The sequence below is a fragment of the Burkholderia sp. BDU5 genome (assembly GCF_001522845.1).
Classification (GTDB): Bacteria; Pseudomonadota; Gammaproteobacteria; order Burkholderiales; family Burkholderiaceae; genus Burkholderia; species Burkholderia mayonis.
On record NZ_LOWC01000130.1, the window covers coordinates 109987 to 125806 of the forward strand.

13 protein-coding genes are annotated in these 15820 nt (G+C 69.1%); 11 read left to right on the plus strand and 2 right to left on the minus strand.

Going from position 1 to position 15820, the window contains the following annotated elements:
* Positions 1-129: 129 nt before the first annotated feature.
* Entirely contained in the window at positions 130-1779 is a 1650-nt protein-coding gene (locus tag WS69_RS20725) for an L-lactate permease (RefSeq protein ID WP_059472555.1), read from the plus strand.
* A 75-nt stretch (positions 1780-1854) separates the two neighbouring features.
* On the opposite strand, the gene WS69_RS20730 is transcribed toward WS69_RS20725, so the two are convergent.
* Complete coding sequence (locus WS69_RS20730; RefSeq protein ID WP_059472556.1) at positions 1855-3741, minus strand: bifunctional sugar phosphate isomerase/epimerase/4-hydroxyphenylpyruvate dioxygenase family protein; 1887 nt, start codon at positions 3739-3741, stop codon at positions 1855-1857.
* Positions 3742-3998: 257 nt separating this feature from the next.
* On the opposite strand from WS69_RS20730, the gene aroQ reads away from it, so the two are divergent.
* Genes aroQ through WS69_RS20745 form a run of 3 tightly spaced genes read left to right on the plus strand, consistent with a single transcriptional unit; the run spans position 3999 to position 6691 of the window.
* Positions 3999-4454 (plus strand): type II 3-dehydroquinate dehydratase, encoded by a 456-nt coding sequence (gene aroQ / locus WS69_RS20735; RefSeq protein ID WP_059472557.1) that lies wholly within the window; start codon positions 3999-4001, stop codon positions 4452-4454.
* Entirely contained in the window at positions 4451-5305 is an 855-nt protein-coding gene (locus WS69_RS20740; protein ID WP_059472558.1) for a shikimate dehydrogenase, read from the plus strand. Before aroQ ends, WS69_RS20740 begins: the two co-directional genes overlap by 4 nt.
* A gap of 42 nt (positions 5306-5347) precedes the next feature.
* The gene (locus WS69_RS20745; protein ID WP_059472559.1) at positions 5348-6691 is read left to right on the plus strand and encodes an MFS transporter; all 1344 of its coding nucleotides are present in this window, start codon (positions 5348-5350) and stop codon (positions 6689-6691) included.
* Between the two features lie 273 nt (positions 6692-6964).
* On the opposite strand, the gene WS69_RS20750 is transcribed toward WS69_RS20745, so the two are convergent.
* Positions 6965-8074 (minus strand): 2-aminoethylphosphonate--pyruvate transaminase, encoded by a 1110-nt coding sequence (locus tag WS69_RS20750; protein ID WP_059472560.1) that lies wholly within the window; start codon positions 8072-8074, stop codon positions 6965-6967.
* A gap of 239 nt (positions 8075-8313) precedes the next feature.
* On the opposite strand from WS69_RS20750, the gene phnS reads away from it, so the two are divergent.
* The 7 genes from phnS to WS69_RS20785 are packed head-to-tail and all read left to right on the plus strand — an operon-like array spanning position 8314 to position 15622.
* Positions 8314-9396, plus strand: a complete 1083-nt coding sequence (phnS, locus tag WS69_RS20755) for a 2-aminoethylphosphonate ABC transporter substrate-binding protein (RefSeq protein ID WP_059472561.1) — start codon at positions 8314-8316, stop codon at positions 9394-9396.
* A 56-nt stretch (positions 9397-9452) separates the two neighbouring features.
* The gene (gene phnT, locus WS69_RS20760) at positions 9453-10550 is read left to right on the plus strand and encodes a 2-aminoethylphosphonate ABC transport system ATP-binding subunit PhnT (RefSeq protein WP_059472562.1); all 1098 of its coding nucleotides are present in this window, start codon (positions 9453-9455) and stop codon (positions 10548-10550) included.
* Positions 10528-11475: a 2-aminoethylphosphonate ABC transporter permease subunit gene (gene phnU, locus WS69_RS20765; protein WP_059472573.1), complete on the plus strand. Its 948-nt coding sequence runs from the start codon at positions 10528-10530 to the stop codon at positions 11473-11475. Before phnT ends, phnU begins: the two co-directional genes overlap by 23 nt.
* Positions 11465-12319 carry a 2-aminoethylphosphonate ABC transport system, membrane component PhnV gene (gene phnV / locus WS69_RS20770; RefSeq protein ID WP_059472563.1) on the plus strand — a complete coding sequence of 285 codons (855 nt, stop codon included), beginning with the start codon at positions 11465-11467 and terminating at the stop codon, positions 12317-12319. Before phnU ends, phnV begins: the two co-directional genes overlap by 11 nt.
* Positions 12320-12379: 60 nt before the next feature.
* Positions 12380-13621, plus strand: coding sequence for a phosphonoacetate hydrolase (gene phnA, locus WS69_RS20775; protein WP_059472564.1), 1242 nt, complete (start codon positions 12380-12382; stop codon positions 13619-13621).
* Positions 13618-15072, plus strand: coding sequence for a phosphonoacetaldehyde dehydrogenase (phnY, locus tag WS69_RS20780; RefSeq protein WP_059472565.1), 1455 nt, complete (start codon positions 13618-13620; stop codon positions 15070-15072). Before phnA ends, phnY begins: the two co-directional genes overlap by 4 nt.
* Positions 15073-15076: 4 nt before the next feature.
* Positions 15077-15622, plus strand: coding sequence for a phosphonate degradation HD-domain oxygenase (locus tag WS69_RS20785; protein WP_059472566.1), 546 nt, complete (start codon positions 15077-15079; stop codon positions 15620-15622).
* The last annotated feature ends 198 nt before the right edge of the window (positions 15623-15820 follow it).

Here is a 15820-nt window from a genome sequence, read left to right on the forward strand (position 1 = left end):
CCGACATCCGACATCCGACATCCGACATCCGACATCCGACGACGGCCCGCGCATGGAGCATGCGGCGCCCGATGCAAGCCGACAACAAGAACGACATAAAAACCATTCCGAGGGGAGATAGGAGACAACATGAACCCTTCATTCGCACTACCGGCGGGGACGGCGTTCGCCCAGCCGCTGACCCCCGTCGGCAACTCGCTCGTCTTGTCGTTTCTCGTCGCCGTGCTGCCGATCGCGGTCGCGCTCGCGATGCTCGGGCTGTTCCGACGCCCCGCGTGGCAGGCGTCGCTCGCGGGCCTCGTGACCGGCGTCGTCGTCGCGATCGCCGTCTGGGGCATGCCCGCCGGGCTCGCGCTGAACGCGGTCGGCGCCGGCATGGCGCTCGCGCTGATTCCCGTCATGTGGATCGTCTTCAACGCGCTGCTGCTGTACAACATCGCGGTGAAATCGGGCCGCTTCGATCAGTTCCGCCAATGGATGCTCGATCATCTGCCCGACGATCGCCGCCTCGTGCTGCTCGTCGTCGCATTCTCGTTCGGCTGTCTGCTCGAAGGCATCTCCGGGTTCGGCACGCCGGTCGCGATCACGAGCGCGCTTCTGGTCGCGCTCGGCTTTCCGGCGATCGAGGCGCTCACCTTCGCGCTGATCTTCAACACCGCGCCCGTCGCGTTCGGCGCGCTCGGCGTGCCGATCACCGTGCTCGGCGCGGTCACGTCGCTGCATCCGGACACGCTCGGCGCAATGGTCGGCCGCCAGTTGCCGTTCTTCGCGCTGTTGCTGCCGTTCTACGTCGTCGGGATCTATGGCGGCGTTCGATCGATCGGCAAGCTGTGGCCGGCGCTCTTCATGTCGGGCGGCAGCTTCGCGCTCGCGCAGTTCGTCACGTCGAATTTCATCAGCTATCAGTTGACCGACGTGCTGTCGTCGCTGACGTCGCTGATCGTGACGATCGGATTCCTGAAGATCTGGAAGCCGCAGCCCGATCCGCGGTTCGCGATCGCGCGCGGCGACGCCGCCGTCGGCGTGGGCGCCGCGCGCGATCGCGTCGGCTACGGCGGCTGGCTGCCGTGGCTCGTCGTGTCGGTGATCGTGATCTTCTGGGTGCACGCGGGCGTCGCCGCGATCGGCGACATGAAGATCAAGTGGCCCGGCCTGCACAACGTCGTCTACATGACGCTCTATCACAAGTCGTATGCGGCGATCTGGGACTTCCAGCCGCTCGGCACCGGCACCGCGATTCTATTGTCGGCGATCGTCACGGCCGTGTGGACGCGCACCGGCGTCGGCAGCTTCTTCGGCTGCGTCGCGCAGACCTGGCGGCAGACGCGCATCGCGATCGTCACCGTGATGATGATCGTCGGGCTCGCGTATCTGCTCAACTACTCGGGGATGAGCTACACGCTCGGGATGGGCGTCGCGTCGACGGGCGCGCTGTTCCCGCTCGTGTCGGCGACGCTCGGCTGGATCGCGGTGTTCCTGTCGGGCAGCGACACGTCGGGCAACGCGCTGTTCGGCAATCTTCAGGTGGTCGCCGCGCGGCAGCTCGGCTTCGATCCGGTGCTGATGGCCGCGACCAACTCGTCGGGCGGCGTGATGGGCAAGATGATCTCGCCGCAGAACATCGCGACCGGCGTGTCGACGACGGATCTGAAGGGACAGGAAGGCGTCGTGTTCGCACGGACGTTCTGGCACAGCGTGTTCCTCACGCTGCTGCTCGGCGTGCTCGTGTTCCTGCAGCAGCACGTGCTGAGCTGGATGATTCCGGCGCTGCCGCGTTGACGTCGGGGTGGCGCGCGCGCCGCCCGTTGCGGCGCGGCGCGCGGCGGGCGTCATGCGTGCGGCCGCGCGCCGCGCTCACTTCCTCCGCTGCGCCTGCGCGGCGAGCCGCACGGCCGCGTTCGCCGCGCCGTATCCGTCGTAGCCGCCGCGCCGCTCGACGATCTCGAACGAAAAGCGGTTGTCGACGAGCTCGGTGTACGCATGCAGGAACTCGCCGCCCGTTTCGTTGCGGTCGTACAGCAGGTGGTGGCGGCTCAGCATCTCGATCGTGTCGTCGGGCAGCGCGTAGCGCGCGGCGAGATCGTCGTAGTAATTGCGGGGAATCCGCAGGAACGGCACGCCGTCCGCCGCGAATTCGCCGATCGCCGCGACGATGTCGCCGGTGCGGAACGCGACGTGATTGAGGCCCGTGCCGCGATAGCGGTGCAGCGACTCGACGACGGCCGTATGCCGGTCCACCGATGCGTTCAGCGCGATCCGCACCGAGCCGTCCGGGCTGCGCACCGCGCGGCTGCGCACGAGCCCGTATGGATCGGGCACGAGCCAGTTGCGCTCGGCCTCGAAGCCGAACGCGGTCTTGAAGAACAGCACCCAGGTGTCGAGCGCGTCGGCGGGTAGCGTGAGGCACACGTGATCGATGCCGGCCAGCGGGCCGACTTCGCTCGGCCCGTCGACGTCGGTCAGCACGAAATCCGATTCGTACAGCGTCGGCGCGCCGGGCGCCTCGTCGACGAAATACTCGAGGCTGCCGTCCGGCGCGCGCACGCTCTGCAACTCGCGCTCGTTCGGGCCGACGCGGCCCGAGAACGGCGTGTAGCCGTAGCCCGCCGCGCGCTCGAACGCGAGCCGCGCGTCGTCGACGCGAAACGCCGACGCGCACAGCGACAGCCCGTGCGCCTGGAAGAACGCGTCGGCGAACGAGTCGCGCTCGGCGTTCAGCACGATCGACGCCGCGCCGTGCTGATACAGCGTCACGTCCTTCGACCGGTGGCGGCCCGCGCGCCTGAAGCGCAGCTTGCCGAGCCAGCCGGCGACGTTGTCGGCCGCGGCCGCGTCGACCGCGAATTCGATGAACTGGAAGCCGACGTGCGCGGGGGCGGGCGGCGGCGCGAAGAGGGGTTGCGAAGGCTGCCGCGCGGCGCGCGCGAGCCGCGCGCGCGCCGTCTCTTCGAGATACAGCAGCGACCGATAGCCGTCGGCGGCCGTCGGCGCGGGCGGCGCGGCGCGAAAGCCGTCGTTGAAGATCTCGAGCGACAGCGGTCCTGCGTAGCCCGATTCGATCACGCGCGCGGTGAAGCCCGCGACGTCGAAATCGCCCTGGCCCGGAAACGACCGGTAATGGCGGCTCCATTCGAGCACGTCCATCGCGAGCTTCGGCGCGTCGGCGATCTGCACGAACGCGATCCGCTCGCCCGGAATCCGGACGATGCCGTCCGGCGAGTCGTCGAGCGACAGCGTGTGGAAGCTGTCGAGCGCGAGCCCGAGATGCGGATGGTCGACCGCGTCGACGAGCCGCCACGCGTGCCCGTACGTCTTCACGATCCGCCCCCACGCGAGCGCCTCGTACGCGACGACGACGCCCGCCTGCTGCGCGGCGTGCGCGAGCGCGCCCAACTGGTCGACGAGCAGCGATTCGTCGCCGATCGTGTCCGGCGCCACGTTGCTGCAGACGAGGATGCGATCCGTGCCCAATTCGTGCATCAGGTCGAACTTGCGCTTCGCGCGTTCGAGGTTGCGCGCGAGCCGTTCGGCCGGCACGCCCTCGAAGTCGCGGAACGGCTGGAACAGCACGATCTTCAGGCCGAGATCGGCGGCGATGCGGCGGACGTCGGCGGGCGAGCCGTCGAAGTACAGCAAGTCGTTTTCGAAGATCTCGACGCCGTCGAAGCCCGCCGCGCGGATCGCGCTGAGCTTTTCGACGAGCGTGCCTGACAACGAGACGGTGGCGATCGAGCGCTGCATGGTCGGTTTCCTGCGGACGAAGGACGGTGCGCGATCGGCTGCGGCGCACGGCCGGATGGACGGCGGATCGCCGATCGCGTCCCATCGAGGATCGGATAGGACGCTGGTCGCGCATTATACAAACTAACTAGATGGTACAAATTATAGAAAACCCGCAAAGACATTGCGTGCGCGCAAGCGCACACTGACGCCGAATCTTGACGATGCCGCCGTGCTCGTCTACGGATACGTACCCGTTTTTCACTGGAGTGTCATACATGAGCAAGCCGAAGGTGCTGGTCCTGAACGGGCCGAACCTGAACCTGCTGGGCAAGCGCGAGCCGCACATCTACGGCGCGGAAACGCTGCAGGACGTCGAGCGCCGCTGCGCGGACGCCGCGCACACGCTCGGCCTCGCGCTCGAGTTTCGCCAGTCGAACGCCGAGCATGAACTGATCGACTGGCTGCACGAAGCGCGCGAGCGCGTGCAGGGTGTCGTGATCAATCCCGCCGCGTACACGCATACGTCGGTCGCGATCGCCGATGCGCTTTCGGCGCTCGGCAAGCCGATCATCGAAGTGCACATCTCGAACATCCACCGGCGCGAGGCGTTCCGGCACCATTCGTTCGTGTCCGCGGTCGCGGACGGCGTGATCTGCGGCTGCGGCACCGACGGCTATGTGCTCGCGCTGCAGCGGATCGCGGCGCTGATCGGGCGGGAGGGCGCGCGATGACCGCACGTTCGTTTCTGATCGGCCTGATCGGCTCCGGAATCGGCGGCTCGCTGTCGCCTGCGATGCACGAGGAGGAAGGGCGCCGCCAGGGCTACAACTACGTGTACCGGCGCATCGATCTCGACGCGCTGCGGCTGTCGGTCGATGCGCTGCCCGAACTGCTGACGGCCGCCGAGCGGATGGGCTACGACGGCCTGAACATCACGCATCCGTGCAAGCAGCGCGTGATCGAGTTGCTCGACGAACTGTCGCCAGACGCGGCCGCGCTCGGCGCGGTCAACACGGTGCGCTTCGCCGACGGCCGGCGGATCGGCCACAACACCGACTGGTCGGGTTTCGCAAAGGCGTTCGCGCGCGGGCTGCCGGGCGCGCCGCTCGAGCGTGTCGTGCAGCTTGGCGCGGGCGGCGCGGGCGCGGCCGTCGCCCATGCGGCGCTGACGATGGGCGCGGCGGAGCTGGCGCTGTTCGACGTCGACCCGATGCGTGCGCGGACGCTCGCCGACCAGTTGCAGGCGCGCTTCCCGCAAGCAGGCTTGAGCGCGGGCGGCTCGCTCGCCGACGCGCTCGCGAACGCGAACGGCCTGATCCACGCGACGCCGACCGGGATGCTGAAGCATCCCGGCCTGCCGCTGCCCGCCGAACTGCTGCACCGCGACCTGTGGGTCGCGGACATCGTCTACTTCCCGCTTGAAACCGAACTGATCCGGACCGCGCACGCGCTCGGCTGCAAGACGCTGCCGGGCGGCGGAATGGCGGTCTACCAGGCGGTCGACGCGTTCGAGATCTTCACCGGCCGCGCGCCGGACGCCATGCGGATGCTCGAGCATTTCCAGGCGCTCGTCGGACGCTGAATCCCTCATTAACTAGACAGATTAGAAAACAAGGAGACATCGATGCCCCAGCCGATTCAAACCGACGCCGCGTCGGCCGCGCTTGCCGCGTCCGCCCGCGCCGCGGGCGCGACGCAGCCGCGCTCGAACGCGCGCTGCCGCATTCTCGCGCTGCTCGCGATCGGGACGATGATCAACTATCTCGACCGCACGGTGCTCGGCGTCGCGGCGCCGGGTCTGACGAAGGAGCTCGGCATCGGCGCGGCGGTGATGGGCGTGATGTTCTCCGCGTTCTCGTGGACCTACGTGCTGTCGCAGGTGCCGGGCGGCCTGCTGCTCGACCGCTTCGGCAGCAAGGTCACCTATTACTGGTCGATGACGCTGTGGTCCGCGTGCACGCTCGCGCAGGGCTTCGTGCACGGCGTCGCGCCGCTCCTCGCGTGCCGGCTCGGGCTCGGCGTGACCGAGGCGCCGTGCTTCCCGACCAACAGCCGCGTCGTCGCGACCTGGTTCCCGCAGAAGGAGCGCGCGATGGCGACGGGCACGTACACGGTCGGCGAGTACGTCGGCCTTGCGTTCCTGAGCCCCGTGCTGTTCGCGCTGATGGGCGCGTTCGGCTGGCGGTCGCTGTTCTGGGTCGTCGGCGGCGTCGGCATCGCGTTCGGCTTGGTCTGGTGGACGCTCTATCACGAGCCGCGCGACCATCCGCGCGCGAATGCGGCCGAACTCGCATACATCGCCGAAGGCGGCGGCCTCGCGCAGCAGTCGAGCGGGCGCACACAGCAGAAGTTCAACTGGCGCACCGTCAAGCAACTGCTCGGCAAGCGCCAGCTCGCGGGCATTTGCATCGGCCAGTTCGCCGGCAACTCGACGCTCGTGTTCTTCCTCACGTGGTTCCCGACCTATCTCGCGACGGAACGCCACATGGGCTGGCTCAAGATCGGCTTCTTCGCGGTGCTACCGTTCATCGCCGCATCGGTCGGTGTGATGTTCGGCGGGATCTTCTCCGACTGGCTGCTGCGTCGCGGCAAGTCGGCGAACGTCGCGCGCAAGCTGCCGATCATCGCGGGGCTCCTGCTCGCGTCGACGATCGTGCTCGCGAACTACGTGAAGAGCAACGAGGCGGTGATCGCGATCATGTCGGTCGCGTTCTTCGCCCAGGGGATGGCGGCGCTCGGCTGGACCCTCGTGTCCGACATCGCGCCGGAAGGGCTGCTTGGCGTCACGGGCGGCATCTTCAACCTCGCGGCGAATCTCGCGGGCATCGTCACGCCGCTCGTCGTCGGCTTCGTCGTCGCGGCGACCGGGTCGTTCTTCGGCGCGCTCGCGTTCATCGCTGTCATCGCGCTGATCGGCGCGCTGTCGTACATCTTCGTCGTCGGCGACATCGAGCGGATCGTGCTGTAACAGCGGCGCGCGCCGTGCGGGTTCGGACGCGCGCGCCATTTTTTGTGCCGGGTGTTCGGCGGCGGCCGGTTTGCGGTTGGCGGCTTGCCGCGTCGGCTGCTGCTGCTTGCGCCGAAAGCCGGACGGCAGACGTCCGGACAAGCGATGAAACACGCGAGGGCACGAGCGCGACGTTTCGGTTGCGCGTCGGCATGATTGGCGTGAGCCGTTCAACCGCGCGTCATGCCCGACGCATCGTCGCAGCCACCACCACCGCACCACCGCGCCACGCCATCACCGCATCGCGATTCCGAGCGCCTGCAACGCGCCGCCGATCGCCGCCACGGCGCCCCGAATCTCCTCTGCCCCGAGCGCGCCGATGCAGCCGACGCGAAACGTCTCGGCCGTCGTCAACTTGCCCGGATACAGCAGGTAGCCCGCGTCGCGCACCGCCGCATAGAACGCGGGGAACGCATACGCGGGATCGGCGGGCGCGTGGAACGTGACAATCACGGGCGCCTGCGCACGCGCGTCGAGAAACGGCGCGAAGCCGAGCGCGCGCATCCCGTCGATCAGCGTCGCGCAATTGTCCGCATAGCGCGCGCCGCGCGCCGGCTGCCCGCCTTCGTCGAAGAACTGGTCGAGCGCGGCGCGCAGCGCGGCGAGCACGTGCGTCGGCGGCGTGAAGCGCCATTGCGACGTGCGCGCCATGTACGCGAACTGGTCGTGCAGATCGAGCGCGACCGACGGCGAGCGTCCCTCGGATGCTTCGAGCAGCGCGCGCCGCACGATCACGAAGCCCATGCCGGGCACGCCTTCCAGACACTTGCCGCTCGCCGAGATCAGCGCGTCGATGCCGCTGCCGGCGAGCGCGATCGGCAGCGCGCCGAACGAGCTCATCGCATCGACGATCAGCGTTTTCCGATGCGCCCGGCAGACGGCCGCGATGTCGTCGAGCGGATTCAGCAGGCCGGCGCTCGTTTCCAGATGCACGAGCGCGACGTGCGTGATGCGCGGATCGCGCGCGAGCGCATCGTCGATCTCCCGCGCGCCCGCCGGCTCGTCTTCGGCGAACGGCAGCTCGACGTGCGCGATCCCGAGCCGGCGCAGGATCTTCACGATCCGCGCGCAGTACGCGCCGTTGTCCGGCACGAGCACGCGGCCGTCGCGCGGCACGAGCGTACCGAGCGCCGCCTCGACGGCGAACGTGCCGCTTCCCTGCATCGGCACGCAGACGAATGCGTCGCCGCCGCCCGCAATCCGGACGAGGTCCGCGCAGATGCTTCGCGTCAGCCGGTTGAAGGCCGCGTCCCACGAACCCCAGTCGTGCAGCATCGCATCGCGCGTCGCGCGCGACGTCGTCAACGGGCCGGGCGTCAGCAGGATGGGATCACGTTCGAGCATGGCGTCGTCACTCCAGAAAAAGGTCGAAATCGGGATATCCGGAGATGTGGAAGATAGTGGCGGAATGTGTCGTTATTTGGAAATCGAGATAATCGTCACGGAGCTGTCATCGAACGCTGTGATGCTTCGGTTGCCGCGAGAACCCGGAGCGTCCGGCCGCGGCGGGACGGCGGCGCGGCTCGTGCGGACGGCGTCGGCGCCGTTCGGCCGTTCGTGGTTCCACCCTACGGAGAAGCAACATGACGTATTCGAATTTCCCGCGCGGCGGCGCCTGGCGCCGCTTCGCGCTCGCCGCGTGCGCGGCTGCGCTGTTGCAAGGCGTTGCGACGCACGCGCAGGCGGCCGCGGTCGTGCTGTACACGGCGGACGGCCTCGAAAACCTGTACCGCGACGTGCTGCCCGCGTTCGAGAAGCAAGAAGGCGTGAGGGTCAACATCGTGACGGCGGGCAGCGGCGAAGTGGTGAACCGCGCGAACGTCGAGAAAGGCTCGCCGAAGGCCGACGTGATCGTCACGCTGCCGCCGTTCATCCAGCAGGCGGGCCAGCTCGGCTTGCTGCAGTCGTACCGCAGCGTCAACTACAAGAACGTGCCGGCGATCGCGAAGGCGGAAGACGGCTCGTGGGCGACCTTCGTCAACAATTACTTCTCGTTCGCGATCAACCCGGCGGTCGTGAAGAGCCAGCCGAAGACGTTCGCCGATCTGCTGCACCCCGACTACAGCGGCAAGGTCGCGTATTCGAACCCGGCGACGGCGGGCGACGGGATGGCCGTCATCATCCTGACGAGCGCGCTGATGGGCGAAGACAAGGCGTTCGACTATCTCGCGAAGCTCGAGCGCGGCGTGAAGTTCCACACGAAGGGCACGGGCTATCTGAACGTGCTGCTGTCGCGCAACGAGATCGCCGTCGCGAACGGCGATCTGCAGATGGATCTCGACGACGCCGAGCACGGCGGCCTGTCGATCAAGCCGATCTTCGTTTCCGCGAAGGAAGGCGAGCCGCCGACGACGTTCCAGCTGCCGTACGCGATCGGCCTCGTCAAGGGCGGCCCGAATCAGGACGCGGGCAAGAAGCTGATCGACTATCTGATGTCGACCGGCGTGCAGGCGAAGGTGCCCGACATGTTCGGCATTCCGGGCCGCACCGACGTGCCGCTCGCCGGCAAGAACGGCGAGGCGGTGAAGCGCGCGATCGCCGGCGTGAAGCTGATTCCGGTCGACTGGAACGCGGTGATGGCGAAGAAGCCCGTGTGGACCGAGCGCTGGAAGAAAGAAGTGATCGGCGATTCGGGCAAGCAGACCGACGTCGTCAAGCCGAAATGAGCGAACGCCGTCGCTGCAACCAGCCGACGCGATGACGCGTCGAAGGACGAAACCTGGTGGATACCGCAAGTCTCACCCATCCCGGCGCGTTCGATGCGGCGCGCCCGCACGCGACGCCGCGCGCGGGCGCGCCGGGCGGCGTGCGCATCGAGCATCTGAGCGTGCGCTACGGCGCGCGCGCGGTGCTCGACGACCTGTCGCTCGACATCGGCGCGGGCGAACTGCTCGCCGTGCTCGGCAAGAGCGGCTGCGGCAAGACGACGTTGCTGCGCTTCATCGCCGGCTTCGCGAAGGCGGACGGCCTGACGGGCACGCTGACCGTCGCCGGCCGCGACCTGACGCACGCGCCGCCGCACAAGCGCAATCTCGGATTGCTGTTCCAGAACTACGCGCTGTTCCCGCACCTGACGGTGTTCGAGAACGTCGCGTTCGGGCTGCGCGCGCGGCGCATGTCGTCCGCGGAGGTCACGCGGCGCGTCGCCGATGCGCTCAAGCTCGTGCAGCTCGGCGACGCCGGCCATCATCTGCCCGCGCAGCTGTCGGGCGGCATGCAGCAGCGCGTCGCGCTCGCGCGCGCGCTCGTGATCAGGCCGGACGTGCTGCTGCTCGACGAGCCGCTGTCCGCGCTCGACGCGAACCTGCGCGCGTCGGTGCGCAGCGAGCTGAAGGCGCTGCACGAGCGCTTGCCGAACCTGACCGTCGTCTGCGTGACGCACGATCGCGACGACGCGCTCGTGCTCGCCGATCGCGCGCTGCTGATGCGCGACGGCCGGATCGCGCAGCTCGGCACGCCGCAGCAGCTTTACGACGCGCCGGCCGACGGCTTCGTCGCGCGTTATCTCGGCGCGGCGAACCTGCTGCCGCCGAACGTCGTGTTTCCGTTCGGCGATCCGCGCCACGGCGTGCGCGACAAGGCCGCGTGCGTGCGGCCGGAGCGGTTGACGGTGCGGCCGCTGGGCGTTGGGCGGCTGCACGGCACGATCGCGTCGGTCGAATGGCACGGCGCGGCGCTGTCGCTGACCGTGATGCTCGATGCGGCGTGCGACGAGCCGGTGCTCGTCACGATGCAGCGCGGCCGCGGCCCGGCGCCCGAGCGCGGCGCGCGCGTGTCGCTCGATTGCGAGGCGGATGATGTCGTCCTTATTTCACCTTGAACCGCGCGCGGCGCTCGCCGCCGATCCGGCGGCCGACGCCCGCATCCGCGCATCGGCCGCCGCGCACGACGCGGCCGCGCGCCGGCGCGAGCGGCATGCGAACACGCGCATCGTCGCGCTCGCGGCCGTCGTGCTCGGCCCGCTCGTGCTGTATCCGCTTGCGCGGCTCGTGCTGCTGAGCGTGATCGGCGACCACGGCCCGACGCTCGCCGCGTACCGGGCCTTTTTCGCGAATCACGACGTCCGCGACGTGCTCGGCACGACGCTGTGGTTACTGTTCGCGAGCGCGGGCACCGCGTCGGCGGTCGGCGTGCTGCTCGCGGCGCTGCTGTTCTTCCGGCCGTTCCCCGGCGCGTCGCTCGTCACGCGCTTCCTGGAGCTGTACGTCGCGTTCCCGTCGTTCCTCGTCGCGTTCACGCTGATTTTCCTGTACGGCTCGCAAGGCTCGGTCAGCATCGGCCTGCAGCGCCTGCTCGGCCTCGATGCGCCGCCGCTCGACTTCCTGTTCGGCACGGGCGGCGTGATTCTCGCGCAGACGGTGTTCTACACGCCGTTCGTCGTGCGGCCGACGCTCGCGTCGTTCGCGACGCTCGATCCGCGGCTCGTCGAAGCGGCGTCGAGCCTCGGCGCGAACGGCTGGATGCTCGCGCGGCGCGTCGTGCTGCCGCTCGCGTGGCCGGGCATCGCCGCGGGCGTGATCCTGTGCTTCCTGCTGACGCTGAACGAATTCGGCATCCTGCTCGTGCTCGGCAGCGCGAAGCTGGTCACATTGCCTATCGCGATCTACGGCAGCGCGACCGTCGATCTCGACCTGCCGGCCGCGGCCGCGGGCGCGGTCGTGATGCTCGCGATGTCGCTGACGCTCTACGCGCTGTACCGGCGGATGAGGCGGCGCGCGAGCGAAGGAGGGCGCGATGTCCGCTGACTTGCCGACGCGCGGCGTCGCGGTGCCGCGCCGCGAGCTGCGTTGGACCGATACGGCGGCGCGCTACGCGTCGCGCGCGCTCGTCGTGCTGACGGCCGTCGTCTGCTGCTGGCTGTTCGTGCTGCCTGTCATCGTCGTCGCGCTGTCGAGCGTCGCCGAGCACTGGTCGGGCACGATCCTGCCCGCCGGCTACAGCCTGCGCTGGTTCGAGCGCCTCGGGCGGCCCGAATTCGACGCGCTCGCCGCGAGCCTCGAGATCGGGCTCGGCGTCGCCGCGCTCGGCACGGCGCTCGGGATCGCGCTGGCGCTCGCGCTCGAAGGACGCAGCCGGCGCGGCGTCGGCGCGCTCGTCGACGCGCTCGTGATGCTGCCGAACGGCGTGCCGAGCGTCGTGCTCGGGCTCGCGGTGCTGATCGCCTATCACACGAAGCCCGTCGATTTGTCGAGCTCGCCTGCGATCGTCGTGCTCGTGCAACTCGCGCTCGTGCTGCCGTTCTGCTACCGGTGCGCGGCCGCCGCGCTGCACCCGGAGCTGACCGTGCTGCGCGAGGCGGCGGCGAGCCTCGGCGCGCCGCCCGCGACGGTGCTGCGCCGCGTGCTGCTGCCGCAGCTCGTGCCGGCGATCCGCGCGAGCCTCGCGCTCGGCTTCGCGCTGTCGCTCGGCGAGCTCGGCGCGACGCTGACGGTCTACCCGCCCGGCTTCGCGACCGTGCCGATCGTCGTGATCGGCGACGTCGAGCGCGGCTACTACCTGCCCGCGTCGGCGCTGTCGCTGCTGCTGCTCGGCGCGTCGCTCGTCGCGCTCGTCGCGATCGCGGCGCGCGCGCCGCGGCCGAAGCGATGAGCGGCGGGCCGGCGCGCGGTGCGCGCGTACCATGAACGAAAGGCCCCAACGGCGAACATCATGAATCGATCCATCGAAGTCAACGGCCGCGTCTACCGGATGCCGACCGAGCCGACCGTCGCCGTGTGCGTCGACGGCTGCGAATACGATTACCTCGAAGAAGCCGCGAACGCGGGCGTTGCACCGTTCATCGCGCGCATGTTGCGCGAAGGCTCGGCGTTCGACGCCGATTGCGTGATCCCGTCGTTCACGAACCCGAACAACCTGTCGATCGTGTGTGGCGCGCCGCCGTCGGTGCACGGCATCTGCGGCAACTTTTTCTGGGATCCGGACGCGCAGGACGGCGCGGGCGCCGCAGTGATGATGAACGATCCCGCATACCTGCGCGCGGGCACGCTGCTTGCCGCCGCGGCGGACGCGGGCGCGCGGGTCGCGGTCGTGACGGCGAAGGACAAGCTGCGCCGGCTGCTCGGCTGGCGGATGCGCGGCGTGTGCTTCTCGGCGGAGAAGGCGAACCAGGCGAACCTCGGCGAGAACGGCATTGCCGACGTGCTCGACTTCGTCGGCCTGCCGTCGCCGGACGTCTACAGCGCCGCGCTGTCGGAGTTCGTACTCGCAGCGGGCGTGCGGCTCGCGCAGAACCGGCGCGCGGACCTGATGTATCTGTCGACGACCGACTACGTGCAGCACAAGTGCGCGCCGGGCAGCGACGGCGCGAACGCGTTCTACGCGATGATGGACCGCTACCTCGCGGCGCTCGACGCGCTCGGCTGGGTGATCGGCGTGACAGCGGACCACGGGATGAACGCGAAGCACGATCCGCGCACGGGCGAGCCGAACGTCGTCTATCTGCAGGACGCGCTCGACGCGTGGCTCGGGCCGCGCCGCGCGCGCGTGATCCTGCCGATCACCGATCCGTACGTCGTCCATCACGGCGCGCTCGGCTCGTTCGCGACAATCTATTTCGCGGACGGCGTCGACGCGGCGGCGGTCATCGGCCGCCTGCGCGAACGCGACGGCATCGAGCTCGCGCTCGACAACGCGACGGCCGCCGCGCGCTTCGAGCTGCCGGCCGACCGGATCGGCGACGTCGTCGTCGTGAGCCGGCGCGACGTCGCGCTCGGCACGCGCACGAGCGAGCACGACCTGTCCGGTTTGACGGTGCCGCTGCGTTCGCACGGCGGCTTGTCCGAGCAGCGCGTGCCGCTGTTGTTCAACCGCCGGATCGAAGGCGTCGAGCCGGGCCGCCGGCTGCGCAACTTCGATCTGTTCGATCTCGCGCTGAACCGGGCCGCGCGATGACGCCGCCGCTGCTTCGCGATCACCCCGCGTTTCGCCGCGAGACGCTGCGCTGGTGCGGCGAGCGGGCGGCGCGCGCGCGCACGCTCGACGTGTTCGATCCGTATTCGGGGATGCGCGTCGGCGAGGTGCCGCTCGCGTCGGTCGACGACGTGCGGCGCGCATTCGACTACGCGGCCGCATACCGGCCGACGCTGTCGCGCTACGAGCGCTCGCAGATCCTGGAGCGGGCGGCGGCGCGCCTGCGCGCGTGCGCGGAGGAGGCGTCGACGCTGATTTCGCTCGAATCGGGCCTGTCGAAGCAGGACTCGCGCCATGAGATCGGCCGCGTGGCGGACGTGTTCAAGTTCGCGTCGATCGAGGCGCTGCGCGACGACGCGCAGAGCTACTCGTGCGATCTGACGCCGCATGGCACGTCGCGCCGCGTGTTCTCGCAGCGGCAGCCGCTCGACGGCGTGATCGTCGCGATCACGCCGTTCAATCATCCTATGAACCAGGTCGCGCACAAGATCGCGCCCGCGATCGCGACGAACAACCGCGTGATCGTGAAGCCGTCGGAAAGGGTGCCGCTGTCGGCGCTGTATCTTGCCGACGTGCTGTACGAAGCGGGATTGCCCGAGCCGATGCTGCAGGTGCTGACGGGCGATCCGCGCGAGGTCGCCGACGAGCTGCTGACGCACCCGCGCGCGACGCTGATCACGTTCACGGGCGGCGTCGCGATCGGCAAGTACATCGCGGCGAAGGCGGGCTACCGGCGTATCGTGCTCGAACTGGGCGGCAACGATCCGCTGATCGTGCTCGACGACGCGGACCTCGAACGCGCGGCGACGCTCGCCGCCCAGGGTTCGTACAAGAACTCCGGGCAGCGCTGCACGGCGGTGAAGCGAATCCTCGTCCAGAAGGGCGTCGCGCCGCGCTTCACAGAACTGCTCGTCGAGAAGACGCGCGCGTGGTCGTACGGCGATCCGTTCGACCCGGCGAACCGGATGGGCACGGTGATCGACGAAGCGGCGGCCGCGCTGTTCGAAGCGCGCGTCGACGAGGCGGTGTTGCAGGGCGCGCGCCTGCTGACGGGCAACGAGCGGCGCGGCGCGCTCTATGCGCCGACGGTGCTCGACCGCGTCGACGCGTCGATGACGCTCGTGCGCGAAGAGACGTTCGGGCCGGTGTCGCCGATCATCGCGTTCGACACGATCGACGACGCGATCCGGATCGGCAACGGCACCGCGTTCGGTTTGTCGTCGGGCGTGTGCACGGACCGCGCGGACGCGATCGTGCGCTTCGTCAATGAGCTGAACGTCGGCACGGTGAACGTGTGGGAAGTGCCGGGCTACCGGCTGGAGCTGACGCCGTTCGGCGGGATCAAGGATTCGGGCTTGGGCTACAAGGAAGGGGTGCAGGAGGCGATGAAGAGCTTCACGAACCTGAAGACGTTTTCTTTGCCGTGGGCATGACGGCATGGCGCTGACGCTCGACGACATTCGCGCGCTGTTCGATCGCCATGGCGACATCGGGTACAGCGGTGAACCGGTGACGCAGCGCGAGCACGCGCTGCAGAGCGCGCAGCTCGCGGAGGAGGCGGGCGCGGGCGACGCGCTGATCGCGGCGGCGCTGCTGCACGACTTGGGCCACCTGCTGAACCGCCAGGGTGAAACGCCGACTGCGCACGGCATCGACGACCTGCACCAGTACTACGTGCTGCCGTTCCTGCGGCCGTTGTTTCCGGACGCGGTGCTGGAGCCGATCCGTCTGCACGTCGACGCAAAGCGCTGCCTTTGCGCGATCGATGCGTCGTACTACGCGCGCCTGTCCGCAGACTCGGTGCGCAGCTTGCATCTGCAGGGCGGCGTCTTCTCCGATGCCGAAGCCGACGCGTTCCTGCTGCGCCCATACGCGGCGGACGCGATCTGCCTGCGCCGTTGGGACGATCTCGCGAAGGCGGCCGGCAAGCCGACGCCGGATCTGGATTACTACATGCGCGCGGTCGAGCGCACCGTCAAATAGCGGCAGCCTCCCGTTTCTCATATCTATATATGTAGAGGGCGCTTGAGCGGACACGTGCGATCCCCCCGTTCCGCGCTTTGCGAGCTCGGAACGGGGGGATCAAATTTCTTTCGGAAAGGGGCTGTCGCGGACAAATAGAAATGTCCGGTTTTGTAGCAAATGAAATGTCCGCATGTTGGCGGGGGCGGCAAGCCGGCG

What these genes read in the sequence shown, in the direction of transcription:
- WS69_RS20725 (WP_059472555.1), top strand. Translation starts at nt 130, where the DNA reads ATGAACCCTTCATTCGCACTACCGGCGGGGACGGCGTTCGCCCAGCCG.
- WS69_RS20730 (WP_059472556.1), bottom strand. Translation starts at nt 3,741, where the DNA reads ATGCAGCGCTCGATCGCCACCGTCTCGTTGTCAGGCACGCTCGTCGAA.
- aroQ (WP_059472557.1), top strand. Translation starts at nt 3,999, where the DNA reads ATGAGCAAGCCGAAGGTGCTGGTCCTGAACGGGCCGAACCTGAACCTG.
- WS69_RS20740 (WP_059472558.1), top strand. Translation starts at nt 4,451, where the DNA reads ATGACCGCACGTTCGTTTCTGATCGGCCTGATCGGCTCCGGAATCGGC.
- WS69_RS20745 (WP_059472559.1), top strand. Translation starts at nt 5,348, where the DNA reads ATGCCCCAGCCGATTCAAACCGACGCCGCGTCGGCCGCGCTTGCCGCG.
- WS69_RS20750 (WP_059472560.1), bottom strand. Translation starts at nt 8,074, where the DNA reads ATGCTCGAACGTGATCCCATCCTGCTGACGCCCGGCCCGTTGACGACG.
- phnS (WP_059472561.1), top strand. Translation starts at nt 8,314, where the DNA reads ATGACGTATTCGAATTTCCCGCGCGGCGGCGCCTGGCGCCGCTTCGCG.
- phnU (WP_059472573.1), top strand. Translation starts at nt 10,528, where the DNA reads ATGTCGTCCTTATTTCACCTTGAACCGCGCGCGGCGCTCGCCGCCGAT.
- phnV (WP_059472563.1), top strand. Translation starts at nt 11,465, where the DNA reads ATGTCCGCTGACTTGCCGACGCGCGGCGTCGCGGTGCCGCGCCGCGAG.
- phnA (WP_059472564.1), top strand. Translation starts at nt 12,380, where the DNA reads ATGAATCGATCCATCGAAGTCAACGGCCGCGTCTACCGGATGCCGACC.
- phnY (WP_059472565.1), top strand. Translation starts at nt 13,618, where the DNA reads ATGACGCCGCCGCTGCTTCGCGATCACCCCGCGTTTCGCCGCGAGACG.
- WS69_RS20785 (WP_059472566.1), top strand. Translation starts at nt 15,077, where the DNA reads ATGGCGCTGACGCTCGACGACATTCGCGCGCTGTTCGATCGCCATGGC.